The sequence below is a fragment of the Spirulina sp. 06S082 genome (assembly GCF_034932145.1).
In the GTDB taxonomy this organism is placed as follows: Bacteria; Cyanobacteriota; Cyanobacteriia; order Cyanobacteriales; family Spirulinaceae; genus CCY15215.
In genome coordinates, this window is record NZ_JAYGHV010000006.1 from 1 (window position 1) to 12056 (window position 12056).

At 44.3% G+C, this 12056-nt stretch carries 14 protein-coding genes; 8 read left to right on the plus strand and 6 right to left on the minus strand.

Features of this window, described 5'->3' with window-relative positions; translation table 11 throughout:
- Window positions 1-162: 162 nt before the first annotated feature.
- The 3 genes from VB714_RS01240 to VB714_RS01250 are packed head-to-tail and all read left to right on the plus strand — an operon-like array spanning window position 163 to window position 2755.
- The gene (locus tag VB714_RS01240) at window positions 163-1689 is read left to right on the plus strand and encodes a GAF domain-containing SpoIIE family protein phosphatase (RefSeq protein WP_323220359.1); all 1527 of its coding nucleotides are present in this window, start codon (window positions 163-165) and stop codon (window positions 1687-1689) included.
- Window positions 1677-2105, plus strand: a complete 429-nt coding sequence (locus tag VB714_RS01245; RefSeq protein ID WP_323220361.1) for an ATP-binding protein — start codon at window positions 1677-1679, stop codon at window positions 2103-2105. The genes VB714_RS01240 and VB714_RS01245 overlap by 13 nt, the downstream gene beginning before the upstream one ends.
- Before the next feature lie 20 nt (window positions 2106-2125).
- Window positions 2126-2755 (plus strand): restriction endonuclease subunit R, encoded by a 630-nt coding sequence (locus VB714_RS01250; RefSeq protein ID WP_323220363.1) that lies wholly within the window; start codon window positions 2126-2128, stop codon window positions 2753-2755.
- Between the two features lie 55 nt (window positions 2756-2810).
- Here the strand turns inward: VB714_RS01250 and VB714_RS01255 are convergent, their stop codons facing one another.
- Complete coding sequence (locus VB714_RS01255) at window positions 2811-3452, minus strand: hypothetical protein (protein WP_323220364.1); 642 nt, start codon at window positions 3450-3452, stop codon at window positions 2811-2813.
- Between the two features lie 98 nt (window positions 3453-3550).
- Here VB714_RS01255 and VB714_RS01260 point away from each other — a divergent pair, with 98 nt between their 5' ends.
- The gene (locus VB714_RS01260; RefSeq protein WP_323220366.1) at window positions 3551-3808 is read left to right on the plus strand and encodes a hypothetical protein; all 258 of its coding nucleotides are present in this window, start codon (window positions 3551-3553) and stop codon (window positions 3806-3808) included.
- A gap of 50 nt (window positions 3809-3858) precedes the next feature.
- On the opposite strand, the gene VB714_RS01265 is transcribed toward VB714_RS01260, so the two are convergent.
- Window positions 3859-4107: a hypothetical protein gene (locus VB714_RS01265; RefSeq protein WP_323220368.1), complete on the minus strand. Its 249-nt coding sequence runs from the start codon at window positions 4105-4107 to the stop codon at window positions 3859-3861.
- Between the two features lie 3 nt (window positions 4108-4110).
- Complete coding sequence (locus VB714_RS01270) at window positions 4111-4374, minus strand: hypothetical protein (protein ID WP_323220370.1); 264 nt, start codon at window positions 4372-4374, stop codon at window positions 4111-4113.
- A 305-nt stretch (window positions 4375-4679) separates the two neighbouring features.
- On the opposite strand from VB714_RS01270, the gene glpX reads away from it, so the two are divergent.
- A complete protein-coding gene (glpX, locus tag VB714_RS01275; protein ID WP_323220372.1) occupies window positions 4680-5717 on the plus strand; it encodes a class II fructose-bisphosphatase in 1038 nt (345 codons plus the stop codon).
- Window positions 5718-6147: 430 nt separating this feature from the next.
- Window positions 6148-6426, plus strand: coding sequence for a hypothetical protein (locus tag VB714_RS01280; RefSeq protein WP_323220374.1), 279 nt, complete (start codon window positions 6148-6150; stop codon window positions 6424-6426).
- On the opposite strand, the gene VB714_RS01285 is transcribed toward VB714_RS01280, so the two are convergent.
- The gene (locus VB714_RS01285) at window positions 6409-7200 is read right to left on the minus strand and encodes a YdcF family protein (protein ID WP_323220376.1); all 792 of its coding nucleotides are present in this window, start codon (window positions 7198-7200) and stop codon (window positions 6409-6411) included. The genes VB714_RS01280 and VB714_RS01285 overlap by 18 nt on opposite strands.
- A gap of 94 nt (window positions 7201-7294) precedes the next feature.
- On the opposite strand from VB714_RS01285, the gene VB714_RS01290 reads away from it, so the two are divergent.
- Together VB714_RS01290 and VB714_RS01295 are read left to right on the plus strand one after the other, a co-directional pair.
- The gene (locus VB714_RS01290) at window positions 7295-7909 is read left to right on the plus strand and encodes a Uma2 family endonuclease (protein ID WP_323220378.1); all 615 of its coding nucleotides are present in this window, start codon (window positions 7295-7297) and stop codon (window positions 7907-7909) included.
- A gap of 96 nt (window positions 7910-8005) precedes the next feature.
- A complete protein-coding gene (locus VB714_RS01295) occupies window positions 8006-9223 on the plus strand; it encodes a DNA double-strand break repair nuclease NurA (RefSeq protein WP_323220380.1) in 1218 nt (405 codons plus the stop codon).
- A 35-nt stretch (window positions 9224-9258) separates the two neighbouring features.
- Here the strand turns inward: VB714_RS01295 and VB714_RS01300 are convergent, their stop codons facing one another.
- Both VB714_RS01300 and VB714_RS01305 read right to left on the minus strand, forming a co-directional pair.
- Window positions 9259-10701, minus strand: coding sequence for a hypothetical protein (locus tag VB714_RS01300; protein ID WP_323220382.1), 1443 nt, complete (start codon window positions 10699-10701; stop codon window positions 9259-9261).
- Between the two features lie 90 nt (window positions 10702-10791).
- Window positions 10792-11985, minus strand: coding sequence for a HEAT repeat domain-containing protein (locus VB714_RS01305; RefSeq protein WP_323220384.1), 1194 nt, complete (start codon window positions 11983-11985; stop codon window positions 10792-10794).
- Window positions 11986-12056: the final 71 nt, after the last annotated feature.

Genomic DNA, 12056 nt, shown 5'->3' on the forward strand with positions numbered 1-12056 from the left:
ACTGTCAAAATCGAGAGTGAAGTCGGGAGCTATACTCAATTCATCATTGTTCTACCCCGCGCACTTCCAGGAGATAATATTGAGAACTTGCAACCCGATCGCGAGAATGAAGAGTTCTAAATTCTGGATTTGGGGTTGTTTTTTAGCAACAAATTAACTAGGGTGAAGGAAAATAGAGTCACCTGCGATCGCGGTGTCACAATGATAGAGGACGAGAACGAAACAGAACTACACCGAGAATTACAACGACTGCGACGACAAGTTGCTGAAATGGCCATGGAAAAAGCAGCCTTTGAGGTACAACGCAAGCTACTCGAAGGCTTTATCGCGATCGCCCGTTCGCCGTCTCACACTGAATTGCTGAATAATTTTCTCCGACAAACCCTAGACACTTCCGCAGAAATGACCGGGGCAGAAAAAGGCAGTCTCTTTCTCCTTACCCCATCAGGAACCATTCAAGATGCGATTTTAACCCGAGGAGATAGCGATCCTGACGGACGATTTCGCATTTTTAATACTATTCTCGATAAAGGCTTGGCCGGCTGGGTTTGTAAAAATCGTAAAATTGGCTTAGTGACAGACACCCAAGAGGACGATCGCTGGTTGCAATTTCCCGAACAACCTTACGTCGCGCGATCGGCCTTGGGAATCCCCATTCTCAGAAGAGGCGAACTTTTTGGTTTGTTAACCCTCCTGCACTCCCAGCCCAACCATTTTGGTTTTGATGAAATGAGCCTGATGCAAGCCATGGCCAACCAACTGGGCATGGTACTCGAAAACGCCCAACTTTACGGCCAATTGCAGCATTATACCGCCACCTTAAACGCCGAATTGGAGAAAGGGCGCAATATTCAAATTAATTTTCTCCCCGATCGCATCCCCCAATGGCCGGGCTGGGAAATTGCCGCCTTTTTTCAACCCGCGCGGCAAATGGCCGGAGATTTTTACGATATTTTTGCCTTATCGGGGGGTCAGGTTGGCTTAATTATTGCCGATGTTTGCGATAAGGGAGTCGGTGCAGCTTTATTTATGGGCTTATTCCGCAGCTTAATTCGCATCTTTTCGGGACAGACCAATTTAGAAGGATTGAGCTTTCGTGCGGACTTAATGGCTAATTTATTTATGGAACCCACAGAACTAGATGAGGACGGACTGCCCCTCTCGGGGAATTTTGGCGAACCCGTTAATCTGACCCATCTCAACGCTCTCAGAGCGATTCGTCTCACCAATGATTATATTGCTATCAATCACGGAGACCTGGGGATGTTTGCCACGCTCTTTTTTGGGATTTTAGACCCAGAACAGGGAATCCTAACTTATATTAATAGCGGTCACGAACCCCCCTTGCTCCTCGATCGCGATGGGAATGTTCGTGAAGAACTCAAAGCGACGGGGCCAGCTTTGGGTTTATTACCGGGGATGACCTATCGAGTCCGGCAAACTTATTTAGATTTTGGGGATGTCTTGCTGGGATATACCGATGGTATTACTGAATCTCGGGCGGTAGACGATAGTTTTTTTTCCTATAAAAGATTGCTATCGGTTTTCCAACCTGGCATATCATCTGCCCAGGGGTTACTACAGGATATTGTCGCCCGGGTGATGGAACACGCCATTGATGCCGAACAGTTTGACGACATCACCGCGATCGCAGTGCGTCGTAAGGAGAGAGATTCATGCAAGGATTAACGGTAGCGGGAACTTTGGATGCTCTAGAGGCGATCGCGCGCTATATTAAAGCGGTGGCGGACAGGGCGGGACTCGATCGCCAAACGGCTTATAATTTGCGCTTGGCGGTGGATGAAGTGACGACGAATATTATCCTGCACGGTTACAAGGAGGCGGGGATCGAGGGGCAATTACACCTGTGCGCTTCCATTGAGGCAGATTCCCTGACGATTTCTGTAGAAGATACGGGCATGACTTACAATCCCCAAAGTATGCAGGCTAAGGCCTTACACTCGGTTCAGCAACCTCCAGAACTTCGCTCTATTGGCGGGTTGGGTATTTTTTTGGCCATCGCCAGCGTGGATCGCTTCACCTACGAACAGGTTAATGGATTTAATCGCACTATTTTGAGTGTAAATATTGCTTCATCTCAATAATTTTTTATAATTTTGATATTATGTCTCAAACACTACAAGCTCAAACACTTACACTACGAGATTTAATCGATCGCTTTGACTTGACTTTAACGGAAGATGAGAATTTTTTTCCAGAATGGCAGGAAAATTTACCGGAGATTTCCGATCGCGATCGCCAACTTCTCGACAAAGTTAAAGCGGGTTACATTAACTTGCTCAATTATCCACCACTTCTTGAAGATGTGGTCAAAATGGCGATTTTAGACCCCATTTTGTTTATCGGAGATTTTTATCTCTCGCCCTTTTATGTCAAAGCTGAAGAAGCGATCGAGATCGCCTTAGAAGATGAAGGCCTAATCATTAAAGGGAAAATCGATACTTTGGTTTTCAGAGAACGATTTTGGGTGACGGCGATCGAATCGAAAAAAGCTGCTTTTTCCATTGAAGAAGCCCTTCCTCAAATTCTAACTTATATGTTAGGAAATCCCAATCCCGAACGCCCCAGTTTTGGTATGATAACCACGGGAGGAACATTTATCTTTGTTAAATTAATGCGTAGTGGAAGCAGCAATTGCTATGCAATGTCCGATCTATTTAGTATTCGCAACCGTGGCAATGAACTCTATGATGTTCTGCGAGTTTTGAAACGTCTCAGTCAGTTGGAATATTAATGAGTGGAGGACAGGCGATCGCCTTTTTTCTCGGTTAAAAATACTTGTATACTTCTTAACTTGAAATACAGCCAGCCAATGCTTTAAAAACCTGTAAGAGTTGTTGTGCCGAAGAGCGATCGAATATATTAAGAAAAGGCATTCGCAGATAGGTGGGAGGACTTCCGCGTTGCACGTATACAAATTGATATTCAGAACCATTGGTGACAACACCCCAAACCGATTCCTGATGTTCTAAACTTTTGTAAGCATAGACAAGAAGTTGAGGTAAACCAACTACCATTGAAGCCTGAACTTTCTTGGTTTCTATGACTAAAATCCAGAGGTCGGTATTGGTGGGTGTTTTCTGTTGGCTACTAACTGCAAGAATATCCAAGCGTCCAGTAATTTGCATATCATCCAGATCGATATTGATAGGAGCAATATTGGTTTCAACTTCAATTTGGATAGAGGGATGATAAAAACCCGCCAAACGTAATATAGGAGTAACAGCAATCAGCCGAATTTGCCCTTCTAGAGCTTGTCGTTTAAGGTAAGGATGAAAATCATCGCGAATTTTAATCAGTTCTTGTCGTTCTGTATCGGTAATGGGTTCTAAAGTTAAAAAAGAGGTAAAAGAACCATCATATCGAACTTGGAAACCCAAAAGGTCTTCAACTTCTTCGAGATTGAGTTGGCGTGCTTGTAATGTTACCATCGCTTTATCAACAACGCTTGTTCTTTATTGTATCAAAATGAAGGAAGCGATCGCCCTCATTCTGAGTTAAAATTGGGGAATCGATCTAGCATTAGTCTATGGATACTCTAGAGTTAAGGGATTCCCATACAGAAGAATTACGCGATCGCATTCGAGAATATAGCGATCGGCTTTCTCCAGAGAGTTTACAAATCGCGGCAGATTTTTTAGCAGAGTTAGCCGAGAGAGAAAGCAACAAAGCAACAGAAGAATTATTGAACATTCCTGGTTTTCTCACAGAATTTAAGTGGGGAAAACAGGATATTGCTAAGGGAAAAGTTAAAAATTGGCGCGAGATTCGCAGCGATATCCAGTGATGATATATGATGATATATATTGTTGAGTTATCTACTCAAGCTGAAAAACTTTATGCAAATGCCTCGCCTGCATTAGCTAAAAAACTAGCACGGTGTTTTCTACGATTGGAACAAGAATTGAAATGGTCGAACAAGCGGCGATCGCGCTTCTTCTCGGTTAAAATCAGATAATCAATTAAAATTAAAGCTATCCAATTGTTATCAAGAATTTTTGCAGCAATTCTGATTCGATCGTCTTTTGATAATTTAGAAAGTTCTTTTTGTGCTGTTTTCAGAAATTCAACAGAGTAACCTTCCATTATTTAGAGTCCTAATTCTTGTTTGACTTTCTCCCAAGGAATTCGTTCCTGATTTTCTGGGTTTTGTTCGGCTGCGATCGCATCTTGTAAATCCCAAAAATCCTCTAATTCTTCTGATTCGATCGCCACTAACTTGCCCGAAGCCAGATTTTCTAACAATCCAGAAATAGACAAATTAAAGCCATTGGCAATCTGTTCTAAATCCTTGGAGATCGCATCAGAAATGTAAATGGAATATGTCTTTTCAGATGAATGAGTTTGAGTCATCGTCCCTCGAATAATTAAGACTACTCGTACTATACTGTATTTTTCTCATTCCTATTGAGAGAGCGATCGCGCTTCTTCTTGTTTAAAATAATCGTACATTAGTAAGTCCGCGTACAAATGCTTTACAACAGGAAATTAAGAGATTTAGAAGCGATCGCTCATCCCCATAGCAAACTGGCCAGCGAAAAACAGTTCCCTGGTGACGCTTTACTGTTAGGAGGGTACCGATTCTGATAGACTTTTCCTTGGGATGAAGGCACTGCGCCCGAGAACCAATCAGAAATTTAACAAAAGAGGATAGTTCCGTGGAAAGTACGCTGGGATTAGAAATTATTGAGGTGGTCGAACAAGCGGCGATCGCTTCGGCTAAATGGATGGGTAAAGGCGAAAAAGATATCGCCGATGAAGTTGCCGTTGAAGCCATGCGCGAACGCATGAACCAAATTCATATGCGCGGACGCATCGTGATTGGGGGAGGGGAACGCGACGATGCTCCGATGCTCTACATTGGGGAAGAGGTGGGGATTTGTACCCGCGAAGATGCCAAAGACTATTGCAACCCCGATGAAGTGGTGGAAATCGATATCGCAGTCGATCCTTGTGAAGGAACGAACTTGGTTGCTTACGGGCAAAACGGCTCAATGGCAGTTCTCGCCATTTCCGAAAAGGGCGGACTCTTTGCTGCACCTGACTTCTACATGAAGAAAATTGCTGCACCTCCCGCCGCTAAAAACCATGTTGATATTAACAAGTCTGCCACGGAAAATCTGCAAATTCTGGCGGATTGTTTAGAGCGATCCATCGAAGAATTGGTGGTAGTCGTCATGGATCGCTCTCGTCACAAAGAATTGATTCAAGAAATCCGCAATGCGGGAGCGCGAGTACGTTTGATCAGCGATGGAGATGTGTCTGCGGCGATTTCCTGCGCCTTTGCTGGCTCGAATATTCATGCCCTGATGGGTATCGGTGCGGCACCTGAAGGGGTGATTTCCGCAGCAGCAATGCGCTGTTTGGGGGGTCACTTCCAAGGTCAGTTGATCTACGACCCCGCCGTGGTGAAAACTGGGTTAATTGGAGAAAGTAAGGAAAGCAATATTGCCCGATTGGAGTCAATGGGCATTACTGACCCCGATAAAGTCTACAATGCCGAAGAATTAGCGAAGGGGGAAACCGTCCTCTTTGCAGCCTGCGGTATCACCCCCGGAACCTTAATGAATGGGGTGCGGTTCTTCTCTAAAGGCGCACGCACGCAGAGTTTGGTCATTTCCAGCCAATCGAAAACCGCTCGTTTTGTGGATACGATCCATATGTTCGATCGCCCTAAATATCTGGAACTGCACTAATTGACTGATGGGTAATGGTGGGTAGTGGGCGATCGCTCATTACTCGCTATTCCCTCCCAGACTCAAGCGTTAAGTATTGTAAAGTTTAACTAAAAATATAGTCAAACAGAGTGATTTATGGTAAATTATTGTCATCATGTTTATCCAACTCAACCAAAAAAGCAGGAGTTGGTAAATTAGATAGGATTGATTGATTGAGATGTAGATGTTTTCAAGGCTGTAACTTTTAATCAACCGGGCTTTGTCCTTTTGTTGAGCATGGCAGACTCGAAAAAAATCCTCATCAATTGAACAAAAGCATTCCCAAATGCCTTTAAGGGCTATGGGATAGAGAGGTGCGTAGTTCACCCAAGGAGAATTAATCTCTCAAAGCCAAAATGAAGGGGATTTCTGAAATGGAATCCATGTCTTGTTTATATCTGACTATATTTTGGTTAACTATAAAGTTCTGTTTAGCTTAGGGATGATGACTGAATTTTCCCTGAGAGTGGGTTTATTGAGTTTAATAAATCTTGCGATCGCTTGTAAAGCTAATGAGGGAAGAGTTTGGGGCAATTTTTGGGAAAGGCGATCGGGTATTTTTCTCCAATTGTCCGGAAATAAATTAAAACTCGGTGTAGAAAGGGTTAATAAATACACCCTGATTCCTTTTCTCCTTGGCTTTTATAGTCAGGGAGTTTTTATTGGTATTCTAAATCCATCCTCGTAACCAATAAATAACAAAACCAATATATTCTTTAATTGCTTTCGTTGCTCTTTCTAGGCGATCGACATCAGGAATAAAATTCAATAATATCGCTTTTGCACTACTACTGGTTTCTTGTAAAAGCTGTTCTGTTACCAGAAAATCAGTGGGTGCGGGAATTGCTTCTATATTTTGCTTTCTAAAAATAGCCAGCGATCGCGGCATATGTAAAGCTGATGTTACTAATAACACCCGCTTCATTTTCCTTTGTTTTAAAATTTTCGCCACATTAACCGCATTTTCATAAGTATTTAATGAGTCGGGTTCTTGTATAATTGCTGAAGCTGGAATCCCGATCGCTTCCAAAAATTGTTCCGTATCTGCGGCTTCAGGAGGTCCTCCTCCTCGCCATTGTACTCGTCCCCCCGAAGCAATAATAAAAGGCGCTCTTTCTTCGCGGTATAAATGGGCAGCAAATAAAGCGCGATCGCCTTGTTCGCTAACTTCAACTGTGGAACGAGGAGGAGAAATCGGACGCAAAGAACCTCCCAGCAAAACAATAACATCTGCTTTGGGAAGTTGTCCATCGGGCAAATATTTCCACTCTAAAGACTTCACGATCGCGTTACTCACCCAACCATTCCCCGCTAATAAGAGAACCAACAGTGCTAAAATAATGGGAATGGGAGTCCAACGAGGACGAAACCAGTGAACCAGTAAGGCGATCGCCAGCAATACACAAGTGAATCCGAGGGGATATAAAAATAAGGGGAGTAGCTTGGAAAAATAGACAAACATTGATTTTGTTGTTTTTAAATCTACCGATTTGTTTTTTAGGGAGGGCGATCGGCTAAAATCTAACTAGCCAATCTTTATGATAGGAGAGGTCAAAATGGTACAGACTCCCGCTAAACCGGAAACTGAAACGCTATTACTGGGATTTCCCAAAACTCTGAAACTCCATGTTACCCAAGAACAGTTTGCCACCTTAGCAGCCAGTAATCGAGAATTACAACTGGAAAGAACCGCACAAGGAGAGTTAATTGTGAATCCACCGACAGGTTGGGAAACTGGAGAACGTAACCGCAGTATCATCGGACAATTGGATCGTTGGTATGACGAGAATGGTAGTTTGGGGAAAGCATTCGATTCTTCTACTGGATTCATTTTACCCAATGGTGCAACTCGTTCTCCCGATGCTTGTTGGATTAGTCAAGAACGTTGGGATACACTGACGGAGGAACAAAGGGGAACATTTGCCAATATTTGCCCGGATTTTGTAGTGGAGTTGCGATCGCAGTCGGATACTCTAAAATCATTGCAAGAGAAAATGCAAGAATATTTGGACAATGGCGCTAAAATGGGTTGGTTAATCGATCCCCAAAATCGAATCGTGGAAGTTTATCGAGTCGGTTTAAATGTAGAAAGATTATCAAATCCCACTGAGTTATCCGGTGAAGAAGTCTTACCGGGTTTTGTATTGAATTTACAACGGGTTTGGGGTTAGGATGACTATTTCTAACCAATAACTAACAACTATAGCAAGTCCATTTAATTTGTAAAAAAATAGGGTTTGGAGACCAAACCCCTACAACAATCAATTATGCTCGATCTAACCAAATTAGCACGACAATTACCGGGAATGAGCAATCATTTGCAACAGGAAGCGAAGATTAGTCGCCAACGTTTAGAACGATCGCGATCGCTACTGGAAGAAACCTGCGATCGCCAAGAAGAATTACTCGAAATTCAGGAAAAGTGGCGCGATCGCCTCATTTTTGCCGCCGCAACTCCTGTAGAAGCAATTGATACTTGTAAAGACTTACAACCCCCCGCCGAAAAACACACGGTATTTGCTACAGATGGCTCTCAAATATCTCCCTCTCACCACGAGATAGCCTATTGTTATCTTGTTAATGTGGGGCGCGTTATGCTGCATTATGGGCAGAGTTTACACCCCCTTCTCGATACCATTCCCGAAGTTTTTTATAAAGCCGAAGACCTGCATATTTCTAAACAATGGGGTATTCGGACCGAGGAATGGATGGGACATCGACGGACGGTTTCTGAAGCGGAAATGCTGGCGGAAATGGCTTGTCGTTGGGTGCAACCCCCCGGTCCCCATTCCGACCCTAATTTAGCAATGGTAGACGGGTCTTTGATCTATTGGTTTTTGGATGGAATGCCTTCCGAAGCCCGCGATCGCCTTCTTCCCCCTATGTTAGAAGCATGGGAGAGACTGCGGGAAAATCGCATCCCTCTCATGGGTTATCTCAGCGCTTCTCGTCACATAGAAGCTATGAATTTTCTCCGTCTTTGCGCTTGCCCTTATGAAACCCCGGACTGTTTAACTCATTGTGACTCAAGCAATTTACCCAAAGATCGAGGACAAACTAATAGGCTTCCCTGTCAAATTATCGAACCTTTGCGAGACTCGACCTTATGGGTGCATTTCCTGCAACCGGGACAGCGCGGGGCATTGTGGAAAAGTCAGGCAAAAATTATTGACTTATATCCCGAACCTTTGCAAGTTTACTTTTGTTACGTTCATGTGGGGACAGAAGTGGCTCGCATTGAAGTTCCGCGCTGGGTGGCCGAAGATGAGGAGTTATTCGAGCAATCTTTGAGTATTATGTTAGGGCAAGTTTACAAAGGTGCCGGCTATCCCGTGGCGATCGCGGAATCTCATAATCAAGCCGTCGTCAGAGGAGGCGATCGCGCCCGCTTTTTTGCGCTTTTGGAAGACCAAATGATTAAAGCGGGGTTGCGAAATGTGGGAACATCCTACAAAGACCAGTCCAAAAAGCGCTTGACGGCTTGAGAAAATCCCTGGATAATAATATCCAAGGCAAATCACTAATTCAGAGAATCTAGCTTTTCTTGGAGTTCTTGAGGCGATCGCGGTTGCCAATTTTCTCCCAATAAGCGTCGCAACATTTCTATTGCTTCTTCTCGTGTTTGTCCCGTATTGCCCTCGTGTCTGCGCCAAAACGCATCCCACCAGTCCGGAGGTTCAACTTTATTCCCATCGTATTCTGTGGGTCGTCCTGTCTCCCCATCAACGACTAAACTGCCTACATAGTCTGCATCGGCATAGACGCGATCGATCTGGTCTTTAATCTCTCGCAGATCCTGTTCGGAAACAACCCCATTACTGGTGGCTTTATAAAACTGTACCGTGACTCGGATAGGAAAATCGGGATCTCGTTCGATCGCCAAATTGTCGATTTCAGTGAAGGGTCCTTCAATTTCACCGTGACCGATAACAGCAGCCTCAACGTCGCTACGGGCGCTGCTTTCAGGGGCAACTTCAGACATTACCATATTATCGTCCATAGCACCCAATCCAGGGCGCAAGGGCTGTTTCTGTTTGAGGGGAACTTGGATTAACATGACCATATTTAACCCTTCTTCTCCTGCTGCTTCTGGGGTGGGATCGGTTGTGGTATTTTCCGATCCTCCCGATGTTTGAAAGTCGCTGAGACGTTGACCCGTCAAACTAGCCCGATCGCCGTTTTGGTTGAAAAATAAACGCTGTCCCCAAGTCCCCCCCGCGTCAAAAGCATCTCGTTTATTATCAATTACCGTAACGCTTGTGCCTTCCCGCGTCGCTAAAATAGTGAGAACGGCGGGATCTCCCTCATAGGATTGATAATTGAACAAAACAGGATTAAATTCTGCTTTCCCGTCTCGGGGAATGGGGAGAAAACAGGCTTGGGCAGAAACCAGAACATGGGTATCGCGATCGGCCAGTAATGATGTTTCGCGACCGTCCCAAGAGTCCGGCTTGTTTAAATACTTTCGTAAATTTCCTAAAAGTTCTCGCAAGGATACCTTTTGTAAGGATTGTCCCTTTTCATTACCTGCGAGGAGAAAGAAGCGATCGAGGGGAATATCGGCGGATTTGTCGGTAAAATTGGGATGACGAATGACGGGCATTAAATGCAGTTGATATTCATCTGTGCGAGGATTGTGCTGTTGCACTTGAATGGTCATATCGCTAATATTCGGTCCAACCGCAGAGTTATTGTAGCGTCCTGTATCCTCCCAAGTGACGTTGAGGATATTTAACCCGAATTGCTGCGCTAAGGTTTGCGATCGCCCATGGGAAACCATGGCGACGGTTTTCTGCACGATCTGCTGATAAAAGGTGTAATCAACATAACTCATTTGTCTGGGGGCTTCCTGCTTAACAATTTGTTTCACAACAGGAGAAGATTCAGGAATGGCGATCGCGCTAGAGGTTAAACTAAGAGGAATACCCAAAGCAAGAGTAAGGGCAAGATGTCGTAATTGCATGGCTTGATCTGATCGTGGTGATGATGTTTTTACGATAGGGCAATTCCTCGCAGCGATCGCCAGAGTTACCGTTTTGGCAACGGCGATCGCCTATCTTAAAGAGGCCATCTGACAGCGATCGAGGGCGGCGATCGCGTGCAGTCGAATGCTGGGAGTATTGTGATCTTGCAAGGGAACTAAAACCTCTCTTGCGTCCGGTTCTCCTAATTGTCCCCATGCTTGAATGAGAAACTTTAAAATGTGAGGAGATTTGAGAGCAGGAGATGAAGAAGAGAAAAAATCAAGCAGCACTCGAGTCGCACGAGATTTAAGGTGAGGGGTTTCCATTCGCCCTAAAACGCGAATGGTTTCTAATAGCTTTTCCTGGTCTTCTGAAGAGAGGATTTTGTGCAAGCATTCTAGACTTGCTTCTGTCTCATTCCACGCTAAAGCACGGATGAGGGTGAGTTGCAAGGAAATAGGAGTCACCGGAGATTGGAAGACGTGAAAGAGAGTTGCGGCTGCTTCGGAGGTTTTCAATTTGCCGATCGCGATCGCCGCTTGTTGACAAATTTCTAAGTTTAAATCGTATAAGCGAGGGGTTAAAAGCGTTAATAAATCTAATTCTGAAGTCAAATCTCGCCACAATCCCAAAGCAATAACCGCTTCTTTCCTCACATTTGTATCTAGGTCGTTTAAGGCTTCGATTAAGATAGGAATAAAACGGCGATCGCGAATCGTTCCCAAGGTTTCAATAACAATAGTGCGAATTTGAGCATTTTCATCGTCTACCACGGTTAATAATGACTCGATCGCTGCGGGATGGCGAATCTGGGAAAGTGCCTGAGTTGCCAATCGACGGGACTCGGGTTGTTGTAGTAACTGTGCTAAAGTGGCGATCGCGGATTCCCCCAAATTGGCCAATGCTGATGCAGCAATGGAGGTTAATTCCTCATCTTGCGATGTTTGCAAGCACCCCATCAGCGCCTCGATCGCTAAAGGGCGATCGAACTGCCCTAAAATACTACCAGCAAAGCAGCGTTCCTCCATCTCAATCTCCTCATCCTCAAGAATTTCGATTAGAGGAGGAATAACGCGATCGCCAAATTTAGGGAGAATTTTGGCAACTTCCCACCGATCCTGAAAATCGCCATAGTTCAAAACCGTTAAAGCTAAATTGAGAAACTCTTCATCAAAGGGCGTTTTTCCGTCCTCCGTTAACGGCAATTGCTGCAAGCAATAATTCACTTGCAACCAATCATTGTTTTGAGTTGCACTTTTGGCTTTTGCTAAAATCTCCAGCATTTTTTCAATGAACAATTACCAATGATATAACAATGATGCAATTATGGCTAATTTTACTTTTTTTAGGTTGC

What these genes read in the sequence shown, in the direction of transcription:
- VB714_RS01260 (WP_323220366.1), top strand. Translation starts at nt 3,551, where the DNA reads ATGGATACTCTAGAGTTAAGGGATTCCCATACAGAAGAATTACGCGAT.
- VB714_RS01300 (WP_323220382.1), bottom strand. Translation starts at nt 10,701, where the DNA reads ATGCAATTACGACATCTTGCCCTTACTCTTGCTTTGGGTATTCCTCTT.
- VB714_RS01255 (WP_323220364.1), bottom strand. Translation starts at nt 3,452, where the DNA reads ATGGTAACATTACAAGCACGCCAACTCAATCTCGAAGAAGTTGAAGAC.
- VB714_RS01265 (WP_323220368.1), bottom strand. Translation starts at nt 4,107, where the DNA reads ATGGAAGGTTACTCTGTTGAATTTCTGAAAACAGCACAAAAAGAACTT.
- VB714_RS01285 (WP_323220376.1), bottom strand. Translation starts at nt 7,200, where the DNA reads ATGTTTGTCTATTTTTCCAAGCTACTCCCCTTATTTTTATATCCCCTC.
- VB714_RS01245 (WP_323220361.1), top strand. Translation starts at nt 1,677, where the DNA reads ATGCAAGGATTAACGGTAGCGGGAACTTTGGATGCTCTAGAGGCGATC.
- VB714_RS01270 (WP_323220370.1), bottom strand. Translation starts at nt 4,374, where the DNA reads ATGACTCAAACTCATTCATCTGAAAAGACATATTCCATTTACATTTCT.
- VB714_RS01290 (WP_323220378.1), top strand. Translation starts at nt 7,295, where the DNA reads ATGGTACAGACTCCCGCTAAACCGGAAACTGAAACGCTATTACTGGGA.
- VB714_RS01295 (WP_323220380.1), top strand. Translation starts at nt 8,006, where the DNA reads ATGCTCGATCTAACCAAATTAGCACGACAATTACCGGGAATGAGCAAT.
- VB714_RS01250 (WP_323220363.1), top strand. Translation starts at nt 2,126, where the DNA reads ATGTCTCAAACACTACAAGCTCAAACACTTACACTACGAGATTTAATC.
- VB714_RS01305 (WP_323220384.1), bottom strand. Translation starts at nt 11,985, where the DNA reads ATGCTGGAGATTTTAGCAAAAGCCAAAAGTGCAACTCAAAACAATGAT.